Source organism: Flavitalea antarctica (assembly GCF_054461535.1).
Genome location: NZ_JBTLQG010000008.1, coordinates 91,116 through 116,569 on the forward strand (window position 1 = coordinate 91,116; position 25,454 = coordinate 116,569).

At 45.2% G+C, this 25,454-nt stretch carries 15 protein-coding genes; 2 read left to right on the forward strand and 13 right to left on the reverse strand.

The features are described 5' to 3' along the window. Nucleotides 1-29: 29 nt before the first annotated feature. Both ACX0G7_RS10385 and ACX0G7_RS10390 read right to left on the reverse strand, forming a co-directional pair. Nucleotides 30-1,508: a T9SS type A sorting domain-containing protein gene (locus ACX0G7_RS10385; RefSeq protein ID WP_458923395.1), complete on the reverse strand. Its 1,479-nt coding sequence runs from the start codon at nucleotides 1,506-1,508 to the stop codon at nucleotides 30-32. A 679-nt stretch (nucleotides 1,509-2,187) separates the two neighbouring features. Then, complete coding sequence (locus tag ACX0G7_RS10390; RefSeq protein WP_458923396.1) at nucleotides 2,188-3,918, reverse strand: tetratricopeptide repeat protein; 1,731 nt, start codon at nucleotides 3,916-3,918, stop codon at nucleotides 2,188-2,190. 255 nt (nucleotides 3,919-4,173) lie between these two features. Between ACX0G7_RS10390 and ACX0G7_RS10395 the strand changes: the two genes are divergently transcribed. Beyond that, entirely contained in the window at nucleotides 4,174-4,701 is a 528-nt protein-coding gene (locus ACX0G7_RS10395; protein WP_458923397.1) for a GNAT family N-acetyltransferase, read from the forward strand. A 140-nt stretch (nucleotides 4,702-4,841) separates the two neighbouring features. Here ACX0G7_RS10395 and ACX0G7_RS10400 read toward each other — a convergent pair whose 3' ends face one another. The 3 genes from ACX0G7_RS10400 to ACX0G7_RS10410 form a co-directional block, all read right to left on the reverse strand. After that, nucleotides 4,842-5,018 carry a hypothetical protein gene (locus ACX0G7_RS10400; protein WP_458923398.1) on the reverse strand — a complete coding sequence of 59 codons (177 nt, stop codon included), beginning with the start codon at nucleotides 5,016-5,018 and terminating at the stop codon, nucleotides 4,842-4,844. A 104-nt stretch (nucleotides 5,019-5,122) separates the two neighbouring features. Next, the gene (locus ACX0G7_RS10405; RefSeq protein WP_458923399.1) at nucleotides 5,123-5,599 is read right to left on the reverse strand and encodes an OsmC family protein; all 477 of its coding nucleotides are present in this window, start codon (nucleotides 5,597-5,599) and stop codon (nucleotides 5,123-5,125) included. A 63-nt stretch (nucleotides 5,600-5,662) separates the two neighbouring features. After that, complete coding sequence (locus tag ACX0G7_RS10410) at nucleotides 5,663-6,058, reverse strand: hypothetical protein (protein WP_458923400.1); 396 nt, start codon at nucleotides 6,056-6,058, stop codon at nucleotides 5,663-5,665. 59 nt (nucleotides 6,059-6,117) lie between these two features. On the opposite strand from ACX0G7_RS10410, the gene ACX0G7_RS10415 reads away from it, so the two are divergent. Then, nucleotides 6,118-6,624 carry an ArsR/SmtB family transcription factor gene (locus ACX0G7_RS10415; protein WP_458923401.1) on the forward strand — a complete coding sequence of 169 codons (507 nt, stop codon included), beginning with the start codon at nucleotides 6,118-6,120 and terminating at the stop codon, nucleotides 6,622-6,624. A gap of 356 nt (nucleotides 6,625-6,980) precedes the next feature. Here ACX0G7_RS10415 and ACX0G7_RS10420 read toward each other — a convergent pair whose 3' ends face one another. The 8 genes from ACX0G7_RS10420 to ACX0G7_RS10455 all read right to left on the reverse strand — a co-directional run bounded on the left by ACX0G7_RS10420 (nucleotide 6,981) and on the right by ACX0G7_RS10455 (nucleotide 25,291). After that, on the reverse strand, nucleotides 6,981-9,308 hold the full coding sequence (locus tag ACX0G7_RS10420) for a thioredoxin domain-containing protein (RefSeq protein WP_458923402.1): 2,328 nt from the start codon (nucleotides 9,306-9,308) through the stop codon (nucleotides 6,981-6,983). Nucleotides 9,309-9,364: 56 nt separating this feature from the next. After that, nucleotides 9,365-12,742, reverse strand: a complete 3,378-nt coding sequence (locus tag ACX0G7_RS10425) for a VCBS repeat-containing protein (protein ID WP_458923403.1) — start codon at nucleotides 12,740-12,742, stop codon at nucleotides 9,365-9,367. 186 nt (nucleotides 12,743-12,928) lie between these two features. Next, nucleotides 12,929-14,542, reverse strand: a complete 1,614-nt coding sequence (locus tag ACX0G7_RS10430; protein WP_458923404.1) for a vanadium-dependent haloperoxidase — start codon at nucleotides 14,540-14,542, stop codon at nucleotides 12,929-12,931. A 130-nt stretch (nucleotides 14,543-14,672) separates the two neighbouring features. Next, entirely contained in the window at nucleotides 14,673-16,454 is a 1,782-nt protein-coding gene (locus tag ACX0G7_RS10435; protein WP_458923405.1) for a RagB/SusD family nutrient uptake outer membrane protein, read from the reverse strand. Between the two features lie 18 nt (nucleotides 16,455-16,472). Further along, the gene (locus ACX0G7_RS10440; RefSeq protein ID WP_458923406.1) at nucleotides 16,473-19,637 is read right to left on the reverse strand and encodes a SusC/RagA family TonB-linked outer membrane protein; all 3,165 of its coding nucleotides are present in this window, start codon (nucleotides 19,635-19,637) and stop codon (nucleotides 16,473-16,475) included. 428 nt (nucleotides 19,638-20,065) lie between these two features. Continuing rightward, the gene (locus tag ACX0G7_RS10445) at nucleotides 20,066-24,169 is read right to left on the reverse strand and encodes a hybrid sensor histidine kinase/response regulator (protein ID WP_458923407.1); all 4,104 of its coding nucleotides are present in this window, start codon (nucleotides 24,167-24,169) and stop codon (nucleotides 20,066-20,068) included. A 286-nt stretch (nucleotides 24,170-24,455) separates the two neighbouring features. Beyond that, on the reverse strand, nucleotides 24,456-24,821 hold the full coding sequence (locus ACX0G7_RS10450) for an aspartate 1-decarboxylase (RefSeq protein WP_458923408.1): 366 nt from the start codon (nucleotides 24,819-24,821) through the stop codon (nucleotides 24,456-24,458). A 257-nt stretch (nucleotides 24,822-25,078) separates the two neighbouring features. Further along, a complete protein-coding gene (locus ACX0G7_RS10455) occupies nucleotides 25,079-25,291 on the reverse strand; it encodes a hypothetical protein (RefSeq protein ID WP_458923409.1) in 213 nt (70 codons plus the stop codon). Nucleotides 25,292-25,454: the final 163 nt, after the last annotated feature.

Sequence of the window (25,454 nt, forward strand, 5' to 3'; positions counted from 1 at the left end):
GGGACTGTTACCAAAGCAGTGCGGGGCTTTTACTGCTTGATGATGACTTTTGTAAATTCAGTTGAGGAGGTCAATAGCTTGACAATGTATGTGCCTGGTGGTGACTTGATTGTTCCGGATAACAGGTAATCAGCCTGTCCCGTCAGCTTCCTGGATTCAATCAGCCGAAGGTTAACGTCAAAGATTTGAACCGTCAGGTCTGCTGGCTTTTCCAGTGTTGCGGCGATATTGTACTGACCATCTTTTGTGGGGTTTGGATAGACCCGGAAGGACAAAAGTTTTGCAGCATCATTCGTTTTGGCAACGGCCGACAGACTTTTTCTGATACCAAAACTGAATACGTCTTTGCCTGACCGGTCAGTATCCCAGACCACGCCACTGAAACTGGCAATCCCTTCCTGAGAAATATGATCTGGTACGATGTAGGTGCATTTTTCAGGCACAAAAACACCAGTACCTGAACGGTCAATCACTAACAGGAAATTCTCCTTTGGAAAAAAGGCAGGCAACAAAGTTTTTGTTTCGATTTGCAGCTCAGTTGAAATGGGTTTAACCGTTTTTCCAGAACTTTTCATCAGCCATTTTCTTTCAGAGAGCAGGAGATTGTTTTGTTCCGGCGGGGCTTCTTCTTCCAGCGTAAAAGCCTTTGCATTATCACCCCAGAGTAAATAATTCCTGTCTTTAATGGAACCGGTGTTTTCTCCGTTTGATAGCGCAATTTTATTGATACCAATCACCAACTGATCCGATGTGCTGGTGCTTGTACCCTGTTTTTGGTAAAGCGTTGCATGATCGTCCCTGCCGATGCCTGCTATGTTGTGGGAAAACAACGAGTCGGCTTTCCGGTCCCAGACGGTTTCGCCATTGCTATTGATGTAATTTTTTTCAAGCGTGACACCGTATTTCAGGGCGAGGTACGTCTCTACCCGTGTGATCTGCGTTGGCTTTAAAATAGTCTCATATACGATCAACTCACCAATCAATCCGGACTCGCTTCCGGAGTTTGCCAGTTCGCCGATAGTGATGGAATTTTTTGTTTGATGAGCGGTTTCGGAAATAGTCCTTACCGCATTCCTTTGAAGATAGGTAGAGATGAGTGTGACCGGTTTTGCCTGGTTCCCCGCTTCAGCGTTCGGACTCCCGAACACCAGGTTCATTTTACCGTTGTTGCCCGATACCTGCCGGGTAGAAAGCAAAAGATCACCGGAACCATCTGCCATCTGCCATACCGGTCTTTCCTGTTCCGATCCGGGTTTTTGAAATACAGTGAAAATGGTTGCGTTTCTCAGGTCGCCGATCTTGTTTTGTCCTTTGAAGCTTGTGCTGTTTTTATCCAGCGGCGTTGCCGGGTTGAAGTTTAGCCTCTGCGGCGAAGACGAACTGGCGGAAAAATTTCCCTTGAGCCAAACAGACTGTTCCCCTACTCCACCTGGTGATTGGGCAAAAGGCTGGGATAAGGAAAAGAAAAGGCCCGTTACTAGAAGGGACCTTGTTAGAATCCTGTGCATACGGTTTATTTAAGAATAACAAGAGCTTGAAAGAAATATTCAAATGATAACAGATAGGCGGTGTTGTCTTATTATGCAGGTCCATCTGCCATGTCTTTTTCCTAAATGGACTATTATCTCACTATAGACCGATACTTTAATTTCACTATAGCTGGATAGTTCACTATTTGCATAAGTTTCCCTGTGGCATCCAACCAAAGTTGCCGGAGCCTGGTTATACAGTTGATTGTTTGAGCTTTTGTCTTGAAAAGCAAACAAGCAACCACGTGTAAGCACGTTTTCTGTATACGCTATTCTTATACAGACATCATCACTTCATGTCTGATACAGACATCATCACAACAAGTCTTATTGAGAGATCATCGACAACATATCTTATATAGACATCAGCACAACAAGTCTTACTGAGAGATCATCGACAACATATCTTACACAGACATCAGCACAACATGAAAGAGACTTTCGTATTGAATTTATTTATTCAATGAGAACAAGGCGGAGTCTTAGATAGGAAGGTTTTCAACTGCCTGGAATTTTTTGTTGCTATCGCAGCAATGCAACAACTTCGGTAACTGTGCACTGGCCAAATATAATAGTTGTGACCTGACCGGTATCTGTACAAACGCGACAAAATAGAAAAAAGAGAAAGAAGTTTTTATGACTTGGCTAAGAGGAAGTTCTAGTAAGCAGAAGTAGCCGGCACTACATCCGCATCCGAAAATGAGTTCATGTATCTCGATTTCAAATCCTTCAATTCATCTTGTTTCTTTTGAGACGCCAGCGCCTTGTGGAGTCCCACCAGGGACCACCCGTTGCCTGGATTCCACTTCAGGTCTTCGCGATAAATTTTTTCGGCCTCTTCTGCCTTTTTCAATTGTAGCAGAAATGCACCGAGGTATTGTCGCGCAGGGAGCATCCATAAATTTGGCTCGGAATAGATTAAGCTGTCTTCCGCATGAATGGCCTTTTTTATAGCTGTAAATGCCGGCTCGTATTTTTTCTGATTGAACAGCATAGTGGCATGTAAAATATTTTCTGCTACCATCGAGCATTCAAAAGGAGTGCTCATCATGGGAGAAAATTTAACCCGGAGTATGCTATCTTTCTGTTTTGCTCTAAGCTGTTCCAGGTGCTTTTCTGCTTGTTTGAAGTCGCCCGTTTTTGCAAAGGCCATCCCTTTTGTAAAATCATTTAATATTCCGGCATATGTCCATTGGGGATCAATAGATGTATTGTCATCAAGAATCGCCTGCCACTTACCTAACCTTACGTTGGCTAATGCAGGGTACATATACAGGTATTGGTTGTAGGTGTTGGTATGATCAGCATCAACGCTTTGACGAAGGGTTGCCGTTTTTTGAACAGCTTTTTTATACATGGCACCGCTTAAAGCACAAAAAGCATCAACGGCATAGTAATGCGAAACATGGGCCGACAAGCTCAGGCCCGGGGCCAGCGATGCATACCGGACAAGGCTTCGATCCGCTTCCTCATTCGCCTGAACGCCCTTTGCATAATAGCCGATACGTTCATATTCGTGGCTTGACATGTGCACCATGTGCGCGATACCCGGGTATAGCTTTTTTAATGAATCCGCGCTTGCCAGGCCCACGTTTGGTTTTCGGGATGCTTCGGTGAGGTGTATATAATAATGCAGGGCTGCCGGGTGATGAGGGTCTTTACCCAGAACATCCTCACAATTTTTAACCAACTCTTCTGTCCAGGGTTTGGGCGTACCGTCATTGTTCCAAAAACTCCAGGGATGTACGAGCATTACTGCATCGGTGTACAAAATTTTGAGATCAAGGTCATTGTTATATTTAGCCACCAGCGGTTTAAGGGCAGTCACATAACTTTCATTCAGCTGTTTCCGTTGGCTGTCGGTAGGCTCGCTGACATCATAACGGCTGTTCATGGCAGTGATAAGATCTTTTTCTTTGTCAGATGCCTGTTCCCTGTATTTATTCATCAAGGCGACAACTGCAGGAACAGCAGGACTCATTTTATAAGCATAACCAAAATTGTAAGTTGGTCCCATTGCGAGTGCCTGACCCCAATAAACCATAGCGGAGGTGCTGTCAAATTTGGCTGCTTCTTTGAATGAAGCCAGCGCCTCCTTCATATGATAGCTGTAGTACATGCTTAGGCCCTGGTTGAAATAGACTTGCGCGCTGTCGTTTGTTGTCGATATGTGGTAATGATGATCACCCGAGCCCGGGAGGATGTTTATAAATTTTCCGGTTGCATTTGCGGATAAAAGCTGATCCGAATTGGGAGCACAGCTTTGAACTGTTGTTGGCGTTTTAGTTGTAATTGATTTTGAAAAGGTATTATCAAAAGCGTCCCATATAGGTGCAATGCATATACCGCCGGCAACCAGCGAACACAAGACAAACAGGCTCTTTTGCATGTTATTATTTTTTGGAAGTTCGGGGTAAAAGTCCGGACGCTTGTTTGGCCTGGATCAGTAGAAGACATGGGGTATGATGTAACCTGAATTTACTATTATTTTTTCGGAAATCCGGCAACACTGCCTGAAAGCCACCAATATGACTGCCGGCTCTGGGTTCAACGAGGTCATCCCTGGTAGGTGACTCCATAGATCTCGCTAAAAATTGGTACATTATAATTCCTGATATGGATATATCAGGAAATGCAACACAGCATGGCGGAAAATTTATACAAAGACAATTTAGAATCGGAGAGACTTAAGACCAGGTTTCTGACTATGGATGATAGCATAGCCTGGGCCGAATTTTTCAAAGACCCGGAAGCAGTCGAATTTATGTCGAAGTTTCTACTGGCATCACCTGAAGAGACAGCGAAACATTGGATCGCCAGGCAGATTACCCGGTATAAAGAAAATCGTTTTGGACTCCAGGCCCTGATTCATAAAACGACCAACAAATTTATCGGACAATGTGGGTTGTTAAAACAAGAGGTCGATGGCAAGGATGAACTCGAAGTAGGATATCATATTTTCAAGAAATACTGGGGCCAGGGTTTCGCTCCCGAAGCGGCAAAAATGTTCATTGATTATGCCTTCACAAACAACCTGGCCAACAGTATAATTTCAATCATCGATATACAGAATGTAAGGTCACAGATTGTTGCGGAGAAAAACGGGCTTACCAGGGATAAACAAACGACCTGGTCGGGCTTAGAAGTATTTATCTATCGAATAAATAAATGAATTCATCGCAACCTACATGACGGCATCCTATGATTTTCTGCCTGTGTGGACATTTCCGTCAGTGGCATGATTTTCTGTTTGGGTGGACATTCCCGCCGGTGCCATGATTTGCTGTTTAGGTGAGTATTCATCCCGTGTTATTATTTTCTGTTGGGCCGGATATTTCCGCCGTCTGCCTGCATTTTCATACTGGCGCTTTTTTTACGCAGATTAACTAAGTAAATGATCAGGGTTACTATCGCCGCAATTGCCAACGTACCTACAGTACCAACTAACAGGACGGCACTGATTTTCCCAAAGATGTAAAGCACGATCATAAAGAATGTTTAAGGTTAGCTCAATTTAAACATTTCAGTTATCACATAAAGGAGCATTGTTGATGGTTAAGTGTTTTGTATTAGCAACCCTGCTCGCTTCGGCTCTACTGAGATAAAACAATTGTCGTAGGCCGATGCCTCACTGGAAAGTTTACCGAGTTCGCAATAAAACATAACTCATTTGCTCTTGCATGCAGCGCATTTGCTTTTTCAATCATAGAGGTTTCGCTGACACTCACCACCGGGCTTAACATCACTTCCTTAAACTTGCCGCCGCCATCTGCCGTTTCAGCCATGATGCCACTTGCATCATCTGTGTAATCCATCACAATCACCCCGGCCTCGGCACACAAATGCAGGTACCATAACATATGACATGAGGACAACGATGCAACCAACAATTCCTCCGGGTTATACTTTGTAGGATCGCCCCTGAATCCAGGATCCGATGATGCAGCTATGTTTGGCTTGTTCTCAACCATAATGATGTGGCTTCTTTCATACAATCTATATCCTGCGGTTCCGGAGCCGGAATTGCCTGTCCATTGAAGGCCAATTTTGTAATGATGCTCTTTATTCATGTTGTGTTATGCTTTGCTCGTTTCGTTTGTGTTTGCTCGTGTCGTTGTGTTTTGAGTTACGGACTAACCCCACCATTCATTCATCCAGGCGTCTGATACCTGTTGAGCTTTAACGTAATCATCAACCACGACGATCAGGTGATGATCATGATCACTGTATTGTACCCTTATGTTTACTCCCGCATCTGCCATCTTCCTGCAAAACATTCCTAATTGCCCCGGTACATCCTGGCGAAGTCTCTGGATGATAACTTCGTTGATTCTAACGACATTAATACCCACTTCACTCAGCACTGTCCTTGCCCGTTCGCCTTCACTAACCAGGAAATGCGCAATAGCGGTCTCGCCATTTGCAAACACTCCCCCACCTTCCAGGCTGATTTTATGTTTACCAAGTGTTTCTCCCATCAAAGCAAGGGACCCGGGTTTGTTTTCCAATGTAATTTCTAAATCCCGCATATTTTTTACTGGCAAAATAATAGGATCGGTTACATTTATACTTCATTGAAGAATGAAATATGGATGTCGAAAAACAATTTGTAAATATCACCGGCCTTATAGGGGAACCTGCAAGATCGGCAATGCTTTGGAATATGCTCGATGGCAGGGCTTATACCGCTGGGGAACTCGCTGTTTCTGCAAATATCTCCCCGAGTGCGGCGAGCAATCACTTAACGAAATTACTCGCTGGCGATATCGTGAAAGTAGATGTACAGGGGAGGCATAGATATTACTCTTTCTCCGGCCCTGATGTGGCTTATGCGGTTGAATCATTAGCTATGCTCACTAAACGAAGCAAACAAAAGGACTGCCCGCCCGAGAAAGGGATGACGCCACTTAAGTATTGCCGGAGTTGCTATGACCATCTTGCCGGATATGTTGGCGTTCAAATTGCAGAATCACTAGAAGGTAAAGGATGTATTGAAAAAACAGGGACGGTTTACCATGTATCCAGGGTGGTTGGAATTGGTTCGGCAAGATTGGCATATCGGAAGCAGATTTCATCAACTCAAGGCGCCCGCTGACACGCCAGTGTCTTGATTGGAGCGAAAGACGTCCACACCTTGCCGGTCAGCTTGGGGCGGTGATGTTCAACAAAATGCTTCAGCAGAAATGGTTCAGGAATGGTAAGTTTTCAAGAGAGCTTTACCTGACTGTGGAAGGGAGAACCCGTTTGAATAACTTGCTGGAACTGAATTTTTGATGTAACCCAGAATCCATCTTATATAGAATCTGCCATTCAAACCGAATGCTACCCATTTAGAACCTGGGGGGAAACCCGGATTCAAAGCATATAAAATTTCTGAGAAAACGGATACGATCTCCACTTCATCCCACAATCCGTTCATCACCCCGCTGGACTACCGGCCTTCACGATACTTTATTTCACTCTTCTTGCTGCCAACTGATCAATTGCCTCGCTAACCGATTGCACGGGCTTTTTACAAGTCTTGTTGATGCAGGCATAAATATACGTCTGCCCTTTGACCAACTTACCGGTGATTAACGGGAGATTTTCCTGGTCAGTGGAACCCAGGTAAAGGTTTTGTGGGAAATATTGTTTTTGCATTTCCAGGTTTCTTTTAAGAGCATCACTTCCTGTTATAACGATCTCATTTATACCATGTAACTGCAATCCAACAAGGCTTAGCCAATGAGCCATATAGGGAGCAGATTTTGATGCCTGGGTTCTGATCCGGGCCATCATGTTTGAAGACTTTTCTATGTAATCATGCTGATCGAAATACAAACCCAGCTGATATAAAACACCTGCCATAATGCCGTTTGCCGATGGCATCGCTTCATCCACCAATGACATTTTCCGAACAACTGCATATTGCCCTTTTGCCGGCGTGTTGTAAAACATGCCGGATCCGGGATCAAGGAAATGGTCAATGGAATATTTTACAAGATCCTCTGCCAGCATTAACCAATGTTTATCGAAACTCACCTGGTACAAGCGGATATAAGCCTTTGCGAGTAAAGCATAATCTTCCAGCAGACCTGGGATGGAAGCCGAACCGCCGGTAAGGTTTCTTAACAAAGCGCCATCTTGCTGCAGGAATTTTTTTTCGATAAATGATGCAGTTGCTTTTGCTTTATTTAGAATTGATTCATCCTGCAAGGTTACATATGCATCTGCCAGGGCGGTGAGCATTAATGCGTTCCAGGAAACAAGTATTTTAGGATCAACTGCGGGCGCCTCTCTTTTCATCCTTTGCATCAACATTTTTTGTTTGGCGGATTGCAACTGCTGAAGAAATTCACGAGCTTGAAGAGCCATGCCTGCCGCAAAAACTTCAGGGGTAGAAACTGCATGCAAGACATTGTCGCCTTTCCTGTTGCCCTGCGATATAATGTTACCATTAACACCAGTTGCAGCTTCACTACCTGGATTGTCTTTGGTTGTAGCACTACCACTCCCGGTACCAGGATGATCTTTGGGTCGTCCATTACCCTCACTACCTGCATTGTCTTGGGTTGAACCACTACCAGCCGCAGTGCCTGAATTACTTTTGGTTGTACCACTACCAGCCGCAGTGCCTGAATTGTTTTTGGTTGTACCGTTACCGGGCGCAGTACCTCGATTTTCATTAGCAGTAACACTAGCACTGAAATTTCCACCTGGTGTTACCCCAAAATATTTACAGAAGATATCGCTACCAGTTGTCTTTTTCAATTCGTCATATGTCCACTTATAATAATCGCCTTCGCGGGCCGCGACCTCTGAGTTCAGCGAACTAAAAAATCCGCCATTACCCGCTGACAGTTCGCGATGGACAAAGGCCAGCGTTTCTTCAAGGATAGTTTTATAAAAGATGTCACCGGTTAACTGATATGCATGCGCGTATACAGATATCAACTGCGCGTTATCATAAAGCATTTTCTCAAAATGCGGGACATGCCATAGACTGTCAACTGAATATCTCGCAAATCCACCACCGACCTGGTCATATATGCCGCCAAGTGCCATGCTGGTCAAAGATTTTGTTGCCAGGTTTCTTGCAGTCGTATCACCGGTAAGCGCGGAATGCTGTAACAGCAATTCCAGTACAGAGGGAACTAAAAATTTCGGCTCACCCCGTAACCCACCATTCACGAAGTCCATCTTTTTATAAAGACTGTCGATTATTATTCTGTAATCAGCGGCCTGGATATGAGTGGAATCAGCACGTTCAGACACCAGGTCAAGCTCCAGCTTAGCGATACCATTGGTAAGACTATTTGCCTGCAGAGAAACCTTTCCCGGGTGCTGTTTGTAAGCGGTACTAACCTGCTTAAGCAAATTGATCCAGCTTTTTTTTGAATAATAGGTCCCGGCATGAAATGGTTTACCATCCGGAAGTGCAAATGCGTTTAACGGCCAGCCGGAGTTTCCCGAAATCAGCTGGCAGGCATTCATATAAACCTGGTCGATATCCGGCCTCTGCTCACGATCAACCTTAATAGAAATAAAGTTTTCGTTCATTAATCTCGCCACGGCGGTGTCCATAAAAGATTCGCGCTCCATCACATGGCACCAATGACAGGAAGCAAACCCAACACTGATCAACAGCGGCTTGTTTTCTTTCTTTGCTTTTTGCAAAGCTTCTTCCCCCCATTCATACCAGTCGACAGGATTGTCCGCATGCTGTTGCAGGTAAGGACTTGTTGATGTGGCGAGCCGGTTTGTCTTTTCCTTACAACAAACAAAAAACAGGGAGATCATCAAGGCTATTGAAAAGCATTTCTGTGACGATGTGATTGTATTTTGCGATACGCCGCTCATTTTCTCCGGGCATCTAATTTCCTGGGAGGCCGCCGGCTCTTGCTGGCAGTGTCGCTGAGACCTACATTGCCTTGAGCAAATATTCTTAACGAGTCATTATTTGATGTAACGAGGATCACTTTGCCGGATGTGGTATTGATTGCAACCAGGTCCTTAACATTGTGAGGAACAAAAAAACCGCTTTGCAAGGGACCAACCGATCGGAATAAAGACTTTCCCAATCCCTTCAAGAACAAACCGGGCGAAGCATCTGCCGGCGTGGTCTCCACCTCCACATCGAATTTGTTACCAGCCAGCAGGAGATCTTTTATGCCATCTTTATCAAAATCATCGACGATAATGCCATTCACCGTTGAGAACTGCGCCTCAACAGGCAGCTTCACAGGTTTGAACTTCCCGCCTTCATTCACAAAAACAACACTTGAAAACATATAAGCTTTCTGATGTATGGCAGTCTCCATCTCATCTCCCAAAATAGTCTCCAGGTCAGATTCAGCAAAAGAAAGAAAGGAAGGAAACTTTGTAAGAATAAAAGGACATTGCTGCGAGGTACATTCACGTCCACGCACCGGCACCTGTACATCTCCGTTATACTTTGCGAGGAATATATCGTTGGTGCCGTTGTTATCGAAGTCTTTTGCATAAACTTCAAAAGGTTTCGCGGTACTTGCTTTGAACTTATAGTTCTCACCAAGGTTACCGGCAATAATATCCATATCACCGTCACCATCCACATCATCTATAACCAGCCTGTTCCACCAACCTTCTGTTTTATCAAAACCAAACTTTGATGAAGCATTATTGAACTTGCCCGAATTAGATTCAAACACAATTACCGGCATCCACTCACCGCTTATGATCAGCTCGGCTTTTTTATCGCCATTAAGGTCTGCCCAGGCTGCGGTGTTAACCATTCCAGGGTTCATAAGGCCGGGCGCAAACGCCTGTGTTTTATCAACCAGTTTGCCATTTTCATTGATAAGTATATAGCTCCTCGGTGCCTTTGGATACACGTGCGGTGTTACCTGCCCGCCCCTGAAAATATCTGTATCACCATCCCCGTCAAAATCACCTGCAACAACACAGGAAGCGCTGCTGCCGGTTGGTATCATAACGGGCTTTGCAAAAGCTGCCTGGCCATTATTTATGTACAACCGGTCCTGGTACAGTGGCGAGCCATCAGGATGTGCTGCTCCACCACTGGACACATAAAGATCCATATCGCCATCTTTATCGATATCGAGAAACACGGCACCCATATCTTCATATGGCTTATCGGTTTCAAATGCCGGGACCGACTGCATAACAAACCTGCCCCCTTTCTGCAGGTACAATTTGCCAGGCTGGTTAGCGGCGCCGCCAACATAAAAATCCATCGCGCCATCGCTATCAGCATCTGCTGAAGCCACGAAAGGACCACTTCGGCTGAACATATGCGGTAGTAAGATCTGGTCAACGTATTCATCATAGGTATTTTCCTTATGATTGAATGCCTTCGAGAATAATCCGGGAGCCGCTGTAAACAATGGGTCCGCCTGGCTTGCACCAGCTTTGCCGGCAACGGCGCCAGAATAATCAATCACCATCTCCCGGTTGGCGGGAGCATTGCGAAGAATATTTTCCTTACCATCCAGCCAAACAACTACTATACTATCGATGCTGGTTTGTGTTCCAATTCCAAAATGTACCCTGGGATCATTTGAAGAGAGATACCCCCTCACCGTTTTTTGTTCAAAATATTGCTGCTGCTTGCCCTCGTAATAAAGTGAAATCTTTGCACCGATACCATCACCGTTCTGAACTGGACCTTTCAACTTCAGACTTATAAAGTTCTTTTTGCCATTAGTAGTATTTTCGTACAGCATTGCTTCCTGGTCAAGATTGTTAATGACCAGGTCAATGTCGCCGTCATTGTCAAAATCGGCAATCGCTGCGCCATTTGAAAAGCTGCTGTCTTTAAATCCCCAACCTTCCGATACGTTCTCAAAATGAAGATCTCCGGTATTACGGAATAAGTAGTTTCTCACCTTAATGGGATCATAGATGTTGATATAATCTTTGAACCCGGTTTCAAACATCTCCTGGCTGGATGCATACCGGTGCAGGTTTGCCTGTATATAAGCGGCTTGTTTTTCTGCGATATCACCATCAAACAGATCCCGGCGATACCCGTTCGCCACGAATATGTCGCGGTTTCCATCATTGTCGAAGTCGGATAATAAGGTTGACCAGCTCCATTCCGTTTTGGAAACACCTGCCAGTTGAGAAATGTCGCTGAAGAATCCATTTCCCTGGTTAAGATGTAAGGCATTATGCATGTATTGCTTCTGGAAACCGCTGTCAACAATGGCCCAGAAACCTTCTACATCCATTCTCGGCATAGAGACCTTTGAACGTTTGTAGTTTTCGGGCAACATTTCGGTGACCATGATATCCTCGTAGCCGTCGTTGTTGATATCAGCTACATCTGCACCCATTGAAAAGAGCGAGACATGATTGGTTGATTCTTTGATCTGCTCCCTGAACGTACCGTTGCCCTGGTTCATGAACATATAATCCTGGTCGGCATAGTCATTCGACATAAATATATCCTGGAAGCCGTCTTTGTTAAGGTCGGAAATTACCACACCAAGTGCATAGCCGTATGTATTGCCAAGCCCGGCGGTTTTTCCAATTTCGGTGTATTTGCCCTTATCATTCCGGTACAGCTTGCTTCGGCAGTTGTCAGGAGGATTTCTTTTACCCTTGACCATTTGTGAGAGGCCGAGGTAAAAAGAATCAGGTCTTGATGAGATAAAAACATCAAGATCATTATCATTATCCATATCAAAAAAAACCGCTTGTTGTGAATAGCCTTTGTCGTTCAGGCCATAGGCTGCAGCTGATTCCTTAAATGTCAGATTGCCCTGGTTGATGTACAGGAGGTTTGTTCTTTCTTCATCTGTGTCGCGGTATCCGCCTTTACAAACATAGATATCCTGCAGGCCGTCGTTATTGATATCAACCATGGTTACGCCGTTGTCCCAGCCAATACCGCCGTCTACGCCTGCGCTTTTCGTGATATCGGTGAACTTCATTTTACCGTGGTTGAGGTAAAGTTTGTTGGGGACCTCATTACCTGTGAAATAAACATCCTGCAGCCCGTCGTTGTTAATATCTCCGATGGCTACACCGGCACCATTATAAACATAGGCAAAGCTGTCAAAATAATTTTTCTTGTAATTTTCATCAACAAAATTAGCGAAGCCGATACCGCTGTACGAGGAGGGAATGCTTTTAAAAACGGGGGATTCGGTCGATGTGGTTTTTGTTTCATTATCGCTACATGAGATCAGCGTTAAGACGAGGATGCACAGGCAAGCAGCAGTTTTCATTATTGATTCCACCTTGAAATTTAAAGGTCCTGAATATATTGATCTCACAAAATTTCTCAAACTTTTGAATTTAAAGGTAATCTACTCATACTCATGATACCTTATCACAATTTATTATTGCTTTGCACGCCTATCATAAAATCATCTTACCTGTAATTATCATCGTCTACAGGCTGTGCCACACTATCATTGCTTCCCGGTATGAAGCAAATACTTCCGGTAAACCTGCTTAGCCACATTGCGGCCAAGCTTTAATCCTTCTACATTATCCGCCTGGATATGATAACCACCCAATACGCGCGATAATCCTGCAAGTTCAGCAGTCTCGGTAAACGTCTCAAACTTTATCGTAACGGTATCGCCGATATTTCCAGGTTCTGTGAACTCCCCGGGAACACGTTTTACTTCTTCACCAAAATGATCACTGCCGGTAAAAAGACGTAGTGATTCGGCACAGGCTGCACTAACAGTGCTGTGTCCTGAAACATAAGATGGAAAAGGCGGACATAAAAATGTTTCGGGAGAGTATGGCCTCCATTCGCTTCCCTTTGCAGTGATCATACCCTTGTCTGCACCTCCCCAAAGCCTGATCACACTGTCGCCATAATAATCATGAACCAGGGAATAGGGTCGCGCATAGTCGTAGTACATTTTGGCATCCCAGCATGCGATGAAGGCATCCATTGCCGCCGCTTCTATCAAAAAATACAGCTTTACATCCTGGTCAAGCGTATGTTTATCGCGAACAGAAACACTTTGCGCAAACATAAACCAATGCCCTGCCTGTTGTACTGATTTTGGGCCATCACGCATCAACTCGATCAATGCCTTTTGTTCATTGGTAAGGTTTGCCTGCATGTCAACCACCTGTTTGATTTCGGTGATCAATTGAGTGGAACCAATTGCCGGTGGCGGTATTGGCCTGAACTGGCTTGCGGAATCAATCAATAGCGGACTCACCTTGTTCCAGTGTGGTGTGAGACAAGCAGGAGCAAACTTACCACCGTTTCCATCAGAGAAATATTTTGGTTGCCATCTTTGAAGTTCACGAAGACTATCTGCACTGTTAACCGGTTTATAGCCGGTATAGTCAGCATAAGGCATTATATCGCGCCGCATCATTGTGCCTGCTACCTCGTTACCACCACGCAGGTCAATTGTGCGGGTTGCATTCGAACCATCAGCTATCCCCATCGTGCGGGTTGCATTCGAACCATCAGCTATCCTCGTTGTACCGGTTTCATTCGCGCCACCAGCTACCCCGATAGTGCCTGTTTCATTCGCACCATCATACTTTCTTTTCTGCAAGACTGCTCTTGCAGCCAGGTTTCCGATGCCGGCGGGGGTTGCACTGTTGGTACTGGTATCGTGCGGATCAAATCCAAATTCAATCATCTTCTGCTGCAGCATCAACGAATCACTGAAGTAATAATTCAACATGGTCCGGTACAGCGCGTAACTGATGGCAATCTCCTTATTACGGAGAGTGTGTTCTTTAAGGGGTCTTCGTTGTATACCCTCCAGGTAAACGGGTATTGCAGTCAGGTCATAGCGGCTCCAGGCATCGAATGCTGCCGTCCATATCAGCCCCAGGAATCTTGAAGTAACAGTAGGGCGCGGCTTGAACCTGTCCGTATCCATCGATGTACAAAGCATGGCAACCTCGCCCCATTTGTAAGCAATATTAAGACGGCCCTTTGCAAGTTCATTGTTGTGTGATGTATCGCTTTGATGCAATGTGCGACTATGTGCACCCAGGTATGCACTGGCCATAAAAAACAGCAGGACCAAACGCTTCATTAATCACATTTTTTATGCTGGTTTAAGATTGTATTCTGCAGTGCTTACTTATTCCTTCTACCATAAATATCCAAAAACGAAGAATGATTGACATCATCCTTCGTTATTTTTTTCTACTCATCAGAAGAATTTATTTATACCCTTCATTCTGCGGATACGGTGGCCCTTCCGTTACCAGGTCGATCTGGGATTGCGGAATGGGTCGCCTGATATTATAAGGCTGAACACCTGCGGCACCTTCCGGATTATACAATTTAACCCGTTCAACCAGTTTGCCGGTCCGCGAAAGATCCCACCACCTGGTGTCTTCAGCGAAAAGTTCCCGGCTTCGTTCATCAAGAATAAAATCGAGGGTAACGTTAGCGGCGGTGATCTGCTGCGCGGCCAGCGCTGCAGCATATTGTGCCGGTGTCTGGTTCGCTTTGTTGGCTGCACGCGAACGAAGGACATTGATCATGTTTGCTGCATCCTGTAATGTTGCGCCGCCTTTAAATGCCGCCTCTGCTGCCACTAAATAAACATCGGAGAACCGGAATAGAATATAGGGCCTGTCGGAATAATCATTTTGTTCGCCCCTGGTTGAATCATCAAACTTGCGTACGCTCGGAAAATAACTTGCGGTATAAGGATTGGTTCTACCCGTAATATGATCAGGTTCGAAAATTATACCTTTAAACGTCGATCTTCTTGCAGGCGGAACAATGCCATCGGCCATCCAGATTGCGGTATCTACACCATTAATTAATGTACCCCTGGGTGTTGTCGCACCGGTGGTTCCCCTTACAGACATTGCGGTACTGTTTGATAACCACACCGTCTGGAAAGTGCCCTCATATCTTGCATCGGTTGCACGATTCGCAAAAGCCACGTCCATGATGTATCGGGTATTTGGTCGGATACGTTGAAAGGGCCGGCCATTGTTGATGTCGCGCACTGTTACGTTCGCACCACCTGCAGCAGGATAATTTGCATTTATGTTGGGATAATTCGGACGCCAGAAGAAGTTGGATTTGTTTTCACTTCCACTTGTCGCACCGGCGCCAACAGCAGAATTCTGTCCAAATTTCAAATCCTTTGTATGATCGATCACCATCAGCACTTCCCTGCTGTATTCGTTTCCTTCTTTAAACACTTCGCCGAAATATGGTAACAGATCGAGATTATAAGTAGCCTTATTGTCAATTAAATTCTTTGAGATATCATATGCACTTTTGAAATCGGTAGGTTGTGCTGCCGCGCTCCAACCTCTCCACAGATGCGTTTTCGCCAGCAGGTATAATGCAGTTGCCTTTGTTGCGGGTTTACCTGTATTTGCAGTGGGCACGTTAGGAAGATCAGCAGCGGCTTCGGTAAAGTCCTTTATGATCTGTGCATACAGATCCGGAAGCGGAGCAGGTGCATCTGCTGCAGAAGCTGAAGTATTAAAGGTTACGTGTAATGGCACCTGGCCAAAAGTAGTCACCAGGTAGTAGTAACAAAATCCACGCAGAAACTTCGCCTGTGCCAGCAACTGTGTTTTGGTAGCCGCAGCGATATTTGCGTCGGCGCCAAATTCCAACACACCATTAGCCGTGTTGATATCTATGAACAAGGTGTTCCAAAAACCTTCGTAATCGTTAGCCTGGGCTTTGATCAATGCATTGTTATAATTAAACCAGTGTTGCACATCGGCTGCTGCCCCCCGGAGCGATTCATCCGTGCCGCCATTGTATAACTGAGTAAAGATCTGGGTTCCCCATTGTCCACGGAAGCTGGAATATATACCCGCTATCCCACCCTGGATACCATCGTTTGTGGAGAAAAAAGAAGGTGCAAAAGTTATCCTCGGCTGTTCTTCAAGCAGTTTTTTGCAACCCGAAGCAACAACGATGGTTACGCAAAACACCAGGCCGGCTAAATATTTATGTTTCATCAATTAGACATTTAAAAATTAGAAGTTCAGGTTAACACCAAAAATAAACTGGCGGGTTGGTGGTACGCCCATTCCAACGGTAATAGCACGTGCCTGTACAGGGGCGCCGCCGCCTGCACTTGAGCCTACTGAATTACCGGTACCGTTACCTTCAGGGTCAATTCCCAATCCGGACCTTACAAGTGGTGACCATAGGATGAAAGGATTCTGAGCTGATACATAGGCTCTCAGGGATTGTATGCCCGATTTTCCCAGCACCTTTTTCGACAGCGTATACCCGAGATCGATAGTTCTTATCTTAATAAAAGAACCATCCTGGTAAGTGAGTGTGGAAGTATAAAGTTGTCCATCGCGACTCGCATCGGGTTGAGGGAAAGCATTGGTTGGATTCTCCGGGGTCCAGTAATCAATCTTTTGTTGATTTACCCGGCTGTTCAGAAAGAATGGATAACCGGCCCCGCCACCATCTGCTGAGAGATAGTTTACCACGACAGTCTGGCCAAACCGTCCGAACAAAACGATGTTCAGGTCGAAGTTTTTGTATTCGAATTTGTTGGTGAGTCCTGCAACAAAATCCGGTTGAAAATTCCCGATGATCTGTCGGTCATCTGCGCCTATCGAGTTGTTTTTATTAACGTCTTCCAGCTTGATATCGCCCGGTTGCACTCCATATATTGTTGCCTGCGCCGCTTCACTGGTCTGCCAGATTCCTAGTTTCTTTACATCATAGATTGCCGTGATCGGGTGTCCCACGAACCAACCGTTATTAATATCCTGCTTGAGTCCAAGCTGAAGGGCAGTAATTTTTTCCCGGTTGAAAAACAGGTTTGCGTCGGTGGTCCAGGTAAAGCCGCCCTGGCTCCTCACATTCACACTGCTGAGAGAGAACTCCATACCATAGGATTCGGTTTCACCTACGTTAGTGAGAATAGAGTTGGTTCCATTACTCCGGGGCAGGTTCCTTTGGAGCAGGATATCGCTGGTATTAGTCCTATAATATTCAATGCTACCGGATAACCGGTTATTGAACATGGCAAAATCAACACCGAAGTTTAAGCCACTTGTTTTTTCCCAGGTGAGTTCAGGGTTGGGGCTGGTATTTAATATATAGCCGTTTACGTAATTCACACCGACTGTTGATCCCTGGCCGAAGTTGTAGAAGTTAGCAGTCAGGCTACCAAGCGTAGTGTAAGGATTAATTCCTGCATTTGAACTGATACCCCAGCCCGCGCGAAGTTTCAGGCTTGAAATGGCCGTGATACCCTGCATAAAGTTTTCGCGGTCAAGGTTCCAACCCACTGAAACTGCGGGATAGGTTACCCATTGATTTCCCGGGGCGAGTACGGAAGCTCCGTCAGTTCTGACGGTTGCAGTAACGAGGTATTTGTCATCAAAAGAATAAATTGCCCTGGCCATATAACCGATCACGGCCGACTTGCTGTAGCCTGCAGAATTTGGTTCGGCGATCAAGGTATTTACAAGGTTCAGGTTATAGTCCTGGATATAATCGGCAGGCACACCCTGGCCGTTGATCCTTTGCGACTGGAAGTAATTCTGTTGTACTTCCTGCAGCACGAGCGCCTGCAACTTATGTTTATCACCAAAGGTTGTATTGTAATCGAGGGAGTTATTTATGGTGTACTGCCATCCTTCCGCGTTTGATTGATTCAGGTTTGCACCGGCAGTGGTCAAATTGGTATTGAATACATTGTTTGGACCGGTATAGTTGCTGTTGAAAGTCTGTGACCAGCCATATCCAAAGGTGGTCCTGAACTTCAGATCCTTCAGGATTTTCAGTTCGCCGTAAAAATTATGCTGGAACTGGTAACGCCTTGAAAAAGCTTTGATCAGCTCGTCGTTGCCAATGGAGGTGAGTGGGCTGAACTGGTTGAAGTCAACTCCCTGCTGTAAGGCAGGCTGAAGGTTTATTGTTCCGTCTGCATTATATGGCTTATACAAAGGGCCAAGCCTGGTGGAGGACCCGTATGCATTGGTTCCGATCCGGTTTGAACGAAGAAGGGTGTTAAAACTGGTGAACCCAACCTTGATGCGTTCAGATAACTTATGATCAATATTGACACTGAAGGAGAAACGATTAAGGGATTGATCAGGAATAACACCGGTCTCATGGTAATAACCGATTCCAAAAAAATACTGGGTCCGGTCGTTTCCTCCCCTTACGTTCAGATCATGGCTCGTCCTGATCCCGGTAGTCAGCAGCAAGTCCTGCCAATCAGTGCTGACGCCCTCCTGCAGGTTTGTGTTTTCTATAGGTGTGAGCGCGTAAGGACTACCAATATTAGGATTGGTGAGATAACCTGGCTGACCTCTCCGCGCATCTTCTTTAAATTTCGCGTATTCGGCACCATTGAACAGTTCGTAGGTATCAATTGCTTTTACCATGCCTACATAGCCGTTGTAGCTTGTTACCGGTTTTTGCATGGTGCCTCTTTTCGTGGTAACGATAATTACCCCGTTTGAACCCCTGGAACCATAAATGGCTGTGGCTGATGCATCTTTCAGGATATCGACGGTTGCGATGTTGTCTGGATTGATATCATTCACACTTCCCCCGTAAACCATACCGTCAACAACCACGAGGGGATTGTTATTCCCGGTGATCGAACGGTTACCACGGATACGGATCTCACCGCCGGCGCCGATCTGCGAACTGTTGCTTACAATATCCACCCCTGCTGCCCTGCCCTGGAGCTGGTTCAACAGATTCGGTGCTTTTATTTCGTTCAGTGTTTCGCCTTTCACCGAAACGGTTGCGCCGGTAACATCCGCTTTTCTTTGTGTACCGTAACCGATTACGACCACCTGGTCGAGATCGCTGTTGCTTGGTTTCAGTACTGCGTCAATCGAGGTCCGGTTGTTTACCTCGATTTCCACCGGTGTAAATCCAACGGAGGAAAAAACGAGGGTAGCGTTGCCTGGGGCAGAGATCGTATAGTTACCGCTATCATCACTGGTGTTGCCCACTGTTGAGCCCTTGACGGTTACCGAGGCATTTGGAACGGCGGTTCCAACGTCATTCAGGATTCGTCCGCGGATCGTGATGTTTTGAGCATTAGCCATCAGGGTGACAGACATCAGGATGACTATTCCTACCAGCCGGTGCAGTGTCGATTTCCTGGGTTTCGGGGCACAGATCAAGTCTCTTAGGTGAAAAATTTTCATTTGCGATCGTTTTTTGTTGAAGCCTTGTCGGTTGAAACAAGTAAGGAGTTATGGTGAGATAAAAACAGTTTTATACCGGGCAATCGGTCCCTGTCCGTGGGTGTAATTTGAGATTTTGGCGCCCAAGGGGCTAGCACATTTGTGAGATTTCCTGTTCCAAATGTTGCAAATTGAGCTGGTATGGCTTGGAAATGAGGGAAAAATCGACAACATACCTTTTTAGAAAAACCTGGAGGGTGATGATCATAGGCTTATCATGAAATGCCTGGGGGAATGGTAAATGCTTTTCATGAGACATCCGGGGGATGGTCATAGGCTTATCATAAAACACCTGAAACACTTGGAGGATGATTAGCATTAGCATTAAGACGCGTTTGCACGTGCCGAACTAACCACGGACGTTGTTTAGACTTTAATTTAATCTTGCGTTACTTCCTTACAACCTGCCCTTTTTTGAGGGTGACATATTCCGTTGGGGAAACATTATACTTCGCCTTAAAAGCCCTCGTGAAATAATTGGCGGTAGCGAATCCGGTAGTGTATGCGATCTCGCTCATCTTCATATCACTGTTTTCCAAAAGTGCTACTGCCTTCTGAAGTTTTAGCGACCTGATAAATTCCACCGGGGTTTCGCCGGTCAGTTCCATTATCTTACTATAAAGAGAGCGGCGGCTCATAAAGACATGCTTGCTCAGTTCTTCTACCGAGAGATTCGGATTGTCGATGTTGTTTTCAATGAACCTCGTGATCTTGAGGAGAAGTTGTTCATCGTGCGATTGTACACTTACCTCCGGTACCTCAATTTTCAGTTGCTTACTGTAGGTAGTTTCGAGGTTTTTATTTAGCGCGAGTAGATTTTTAATTTTTATATGGAGGATATCGAAGTTGAAGGGTTTGGTAAGATAATCACTCGCCCCGGTTTCCAGGCCTTCCAGTTGGTTTTCGTCCCCGTTCAGCGCGGTCAGCAGAATTATCGGGATATGTTTGGTCCTTTTGTCTGATTGCAACTTCCGGCAAAGGGTAATTCCATCCATCCCGGGCATATTGACATCACTTACAATGATCTTTGGATGGGAAGCAAGCGCTTTCTGCCAGCCTTCCTTGCCATTCGAGGCTTCAATAATTTTGTAACCCGCACTGAGATTATTCTTCAGATAATTCCTGAATTCCTCATTGTCCTCAACAATCAGCACCGGTAGTTTTTCGGGCCCCGCAGTCTCGGATATGGACCTGCCACAGTTCCGAGTCTTTGAAAGCAAGTCCTGGCTTGGGCATGTCAATCCAGGAGCGGCATTCCCGGAAACAACCTGCAATGGCTTGAATGGAAACAGCATCGTAAAAACAGATCCTTTGCCGGGTTCACTCTCCACTTTTATGGTGCCACCATGCAGTCGCACAAATTCCCGGGTAATGGACAGCCCGATACCGCTGCCCTGGCTTAATACATCTTCCTTGGTCTTGGCCTGGAAAAACCGGTCAAATACCTTTGAACTTTCCTCGGGCGACATACCGATACCAGTATCCCTTACCCGGATCAGGACTGACTGGTCCGTATCCTGTTCAACCTCCAGCGAAATTTTGCCTTCATCCGGGGTAAACTTTACTGCGTTCGACATGAGGTTTAGAAGAATCCGTTCCATTTTGTCCCTGTCGAACCTTGTTATGTATTGTTGGAGGTCGCTTTTGTACGTAAACTCTATATGTTTCGCATCCCAGATGTCGCGGAATGAGTCGGCCACGTCATGAATACAGGCAATCAGGTCGCCATCAGACAAAAATAAATTCAGCTCTCTTTCTTCCAGCTTGCGGAAGTCCAGCAGTTGGTTTACAAGATTTAATAATCGCCTTGCATTACGACGGACTACACCGATCTGCTCCAATTTTTCATCGTCCTCTTCAATGCCCGCCAGCTTATCCGCCGGGGCCAGGATCAGTGAGATCGGGGTCCGGAACTCATGACTAAGATTTGTCAGGAACTTTATTTTTTGCTGATCGAAATCGTGCTGCCTTTCACGTTCCCTCTTTTCCTGTTCCAGCATCTGCGAGAACTGTAGCCTCTCCTGTTCAAGTTTGAATTTGTTCTTCAGTTTCCGGATACCCCTGTATCTTATCAGGGCAAGTATCAGGAACGCACTCAGAACATAAAAGATATAAGCATAGACCGTGCGCCAGATCGGGGGTTTCACAAAGATCCTGATTGTTTTTTCTTTGCTTTCCCAAAGGCCATCATCACTGCGGGCCTTCACCTTAAAAGTATAATCGCCGGGGTCAAGATTGGTATACACTGCCGTTTGCCTGCTACCTATGTCATTCCAGTCTTTTTCAAAACCTTCAAGTTTATAGGAATACCTGTTTTCAAATGGCGAGGTATAATTAAGCGTGGTAAAATCGAGCGAAAAATTTTGTTTATGGTCGAGGTGAATCTCTTCTGCTATTGAAATGTGTTGACTAATCGCCGATTTTTTGCCGGGAACAACGGATCGGTTGGAGATCCTCAGATCACGGAACACTAGTTCGGGTACGTTTCGATTGGTAACAAGAGATGCCGGCTCGAAAAAATTAAAGCCATCAAGTCCGCCAAAAAAGATCCATCCGTTTGAAGCCATCATGCCTGAACCCCGGTAAAAATCGCTTTGCTGTACGCCGTTCTGAGCTGCATAAGTTTTGAACCGGCTGTTGTCCTTACAAAAATTAACGATGCCGGCATTTGTGCTTGCCCAGAACTTTCCGGAATTATCTTCGAGAATTTTATATATCACGGTATTCGCAAGGGCCTGCAATTTTGGAACGTTGCGGAATGACTGCGATTGTTTATCAAACTGAACCACCCCACCGCCAGGTGTACTCACCCAGATCTCATTGTCCCGGTCGCTATGAATACTGAGCACCTTATTGGAAGGCAACTTGCTGTTGTCCTGGTCAAAGATCTTGTAACTGCGGGCAACACGATCATAGAATATGACGCCCGTACCTTGTGTGCCGATCCACATGTTCCCTTCCTTATCTTCCTCTATCACCCTTATATATGCGTTGCCCAGTTGTTTGTCACCATCGATTGTATCGGAAACTTTTGTGAATTGCTGAGTACGGGGATCGTAGACGGTTATGCCGTGGCCGTTGGTGCCTATCCAGATCAGTCCCTTACTGTCTTTTTTTACGCAGAAGATATCCGGGCCCGACAAGTCTTTTGGGCCACCCTTAAAATGGTTGGTAACCTTGCCGCTTTTCATGTTTAATACATAAACGCCATCCCGGAAAGTACCGACCCAAAGATCATCTCCATCCTGCTCCATATCCAAAATCGCTTTGCCCTTGCCTTCCTGGTCGAGCTGAGGATGAGAACACAATTTTGTTTTACGGTTATAAAGATTTAATCCTCCGCCATCAGTGCCGACATAAATCTCATCCTTCGAGCGTTCAACAAAACTTGTTACCAGGGGTGCGCTTAAACCGGAAGCATCAAAGGGGTTGCTTTTCGTAAGATTAAAAAAGGCCAGGTTCTTATCATATTTGTTTACACCACTATGATATCCTCCCACCCAATACAATCCATTATCGTCGATGAAAATGGCGCGGATAGATTTTCCTGAAAGACTGTACTTATTCCTGGGTTCATGCAATATTCTTGTCACCTTTCCGCTCACGGGATCGAGTATATTCAAACCATTTTCTGTACCTACCCAGAGAGAGCCTGATTTGTCATAAGCTACCTTATATATAAGTTCGCTGCTTAGCGTGTGCGGATCTTTACCTGCACGGTAAGTTTTGAACTTGTTGGTTCCGGCCATCAGCTGACTTACTCCTTTATTAGTAGCAAAATAAAGATTACCCGATTTATCTTCTGTGATGGAGCGGACGAGGTTATCTGCAATAGAGTTCGAGTCTGTTGTTGAATGTTGATAGATCACAAACCCTTCGCGGCTTCGATCATAACGATGGAGACCAGAGGGAGTGCCTATCCAGAGCTGGTTACGGCTGTCTACAAAAAGACTGATGATTTTATTTGACTGAAGTTGGCTATGTCCGCTTGGCTTGGAGGTATAGTGGCGGATCACTCCTTTACCGGGCTTGAAACGGTACAAGCCATAATAACTTCCCACCCAGAGATCACCGGAGCTATCAACGGCCAGTGCACGAGCCGAGCTGTTCTTTACAAAATCATAGTTGATAAACGCATCATTTTTCCGGTCGTAATACGATAGGGATTGATCCGTACCCACCCATAAATTTCCTTTTTTATCTTCTGCGAGGGCGATGATTTCGTTGCCACCGATAGATGTGCTGTCACCGGACCTGGTGCCATATACCGTGAAGTTTAGACCATCGAATTTGTTTAACCCGGTTTCGGTGCCGAACCACATGTACCCCTGTCGGTCCTTTATGATGTCGTTGATTGAGTTGGAGGAGAGGCCGGCTTTATTGCTGAAGTTTATGAAATTAAGTTCGCTCGTTTGTGCGCGACCGACAGATGCGGATGTCAGTATAGCTCCAATGAACAGGAGCTTCTTCAGCGGAGAAGATCTTTTTCTCATAAACAAGCAATTTTCGTGGCAGCCGATAAGCGTCTAAAATACAGTTATTGGTTACCGAATCTACAAAAATGCCGGTTCATTCAAGGTTTTTTATTGGAAAAGTTTAAGGAATGGTCCTGGGAGAAACTGCATCCGACATGAGTGTAAGGAAGCCTGTTTTGTGCTGGTTACAGGAAGAGATTCTGGCAGTCTTTATCAGTCAATGTTGCATCCCCGATATGGGCGATATGATGCTTTAGTGGGACCTGGATTTACAACCATCATTTAGAGTTACAATCATCATTTGTTATAGGACATACGCTTTTGTTTCAATCACATGGTTGTTTTCATCGGCTATGACAATAATTGGCCGGAATGAATCTGCTTCTTCTTCCGTTATATATCCAAAAGCCAAAACGTGAATACAATCGCCTTTTTTGAAAAGCTTTGATGCTGCACCATTAACTGTAACCTGTCCTTTCTGTTTATTACGGACAGCGTATGTTATGATCCGATTGCCGTTTGTTTTATTGTTCACATGAACGAGTTCAAACGGCTTTATTCCGGAGGCTTCCAGCAGCTCGTCTGATAAAGAAATACTTCCCGGGTAATCGATAGAACTTTCTTTAACAATAATCTGCTGAATTTTTGATTTCAAAACCTGGATTAACATCTTGTTCTTTTGAGTTTTCAGGCCTTTTTACTCAATCAGCTCGCGGAAATGGCCTAAAATCGCGATAATTACTTTAGTGTGAATGTACAATATTTGAGCCAGCGCAGCCTCTCAGGCTACGAATCTTTCAAGCCGGATGATAAAACAGGATGGCGTCTGATAAATGTGAGGTATTGATCCCGGTATTCCCTGTTATTTGGGGCTATTTTCGGGCTTTAAGCTGGGCAAATGTGAATCCTCCGGGTTTGCAACGATTACTATTGTATTTTATTCAACGCCGGATGAGTAAGACCAGGTTTAACCAGGAATAACGTATCGGCTATAAATAACGTGTCGGACCCCAACATCCGCTCTGCAGGCCTGCGATACGCCGCATCATAATTACGTGAGCGGGTCCGGTAATTCGGTTTAGGTTTTCTACCAATAAGGAACGCAAGAAAAACAAACAATAATAAATGCTGGACGATCATAGTAGTAGGTTTGACTTGTTAATGGTTATTGTTTATTTGAGGAAATACCTTTGAAATGAGTAAGATGTTTAGTTGATTTTTATTTGAATTGTTCTACTGTCTTTGACTGCCTGAACTGCCTTGAGTTTTTATAGTTTATTTCAATTGTTCTACTGCACTTAAA

What these genes read in the sequence shown, in the direction of transcription:
- ACX0G7_RS10385 (WP_458923395.1), bottom strand. Translation starts at nt 1,508, where the DNA reads ATGCACAGGATTCTAACAAGGTCCCTTCTAGTAACGGGCCTTTTCTTT.
- ACX0G7_RS10390 (WP_458923396.1), bottom strand. Translation starts at nt 3,918, where the DNA reads ATGCAAAAGAGCCTGTTTGTCTTGTGTTCGCTGGTTGCCGGCGGTATA.
- ACX0G7_RS10395 (WP_458923397.1), top strand. Translation starts at nt 4,174, where the DNA reads ATGGCGGAAAATTTATACAAAGACAATTTAGAATCGGAGAGACTTAAG.
- ACX0G7_RS10400 (WP_458923398.1), bottom strand. Translation starts at nt 5,018, where the DNA reads ATGATCGTGCTTTACATCTTTGGGAAAATCAGTGCCGTCCTGTTAGTT.
- ACX0G7_RS10405 (WP_458923399.1), bottom strand. Translation starts at nt 5,599, where the DNA reads ATGAATAAAGAGCATCATTACAAAATTGGCCTTCAATGGACAGGCAAT.
- ACX0G7_RS10410 (WP_458923400.1), bottom strand. Translation starts at nt 6,058, where the DNA reads ATGCGGGATTTAGAAATTACATTGGAAAACAAACCCGGGTCCCTTGCT.
- ACX0G7_RS10415 (WP_458923401.1), top strand. Translation starts at nt 6,118, where the DNA reads ATGGATGTCGAAAAACAATTTGTAAATATCACCGGCCTTATAGGGGAA.
- ACX0G7_RS10420 (WP_458923402.1), bottom strand. Translation starts at nt 9,308, where the DNA reads ATGATCTCCCTGTTTTTTGTTTGTTGTAAGGAAAAGACAAACCGGCTC.
- ACX0G7_RS10425 (WP_458923403.1), bottom strand. Translation starts at nt 12,742, where the DNA reads ATGAAAACTGCTGCTTGCCTGTGCATCCTCGTCTTAACGCTGATCTCA.
- ACX0G7_RS10430 (WP_458923404.1), bottom strand. Translation starts at nt 14,542, where the DNA reads ATGAAGCGTTTGGTCCTGCTGTTTTTTATGGCCAGTGCATACCTGGGT.
- ACX0G7_RS10435 (WP_458923405.1), bottom strand. Translation starts at nt 16,454, where the DNA reads ATGAAACATAAATATTTAGCCGGCCTGGTGTTTTGCGTAACCATCGTT.
- ACX0G7_RS10440 (WP_458923406.1), bottom strand. Translation starts at nt 19,637, where the DNA reads ATGAAAATTTTTCACCTAAGAGACTTGATCTGTGCCCCGAAACCCAGG.
- ACX0G7_RS10445 (WP_458923407.1), bottom strand. Translation starts at nt 24,169, where the DNA reads ATGAGAAAAAGATCTTCTCCGCTGAAGAAGCTCCTGTTCATTGGAGCT.
- ACX0G7_RS10450 (WP_458923408.1), bottom strand. Translation starts at nt 24,821, where the DNA reads ATGTTAATCCAGGTTTTGAAATCAAAAATTCAGCAGATTATTGTTAAA.
- ACX0G7_RS10455 (WP_458923409.1), bottom strand. Translation starts at nt 25,291, where the DNA reads ATGATCGTCCAGCATTTATTATTGTTTGTTTTTCTTGCGTTCCTTATT.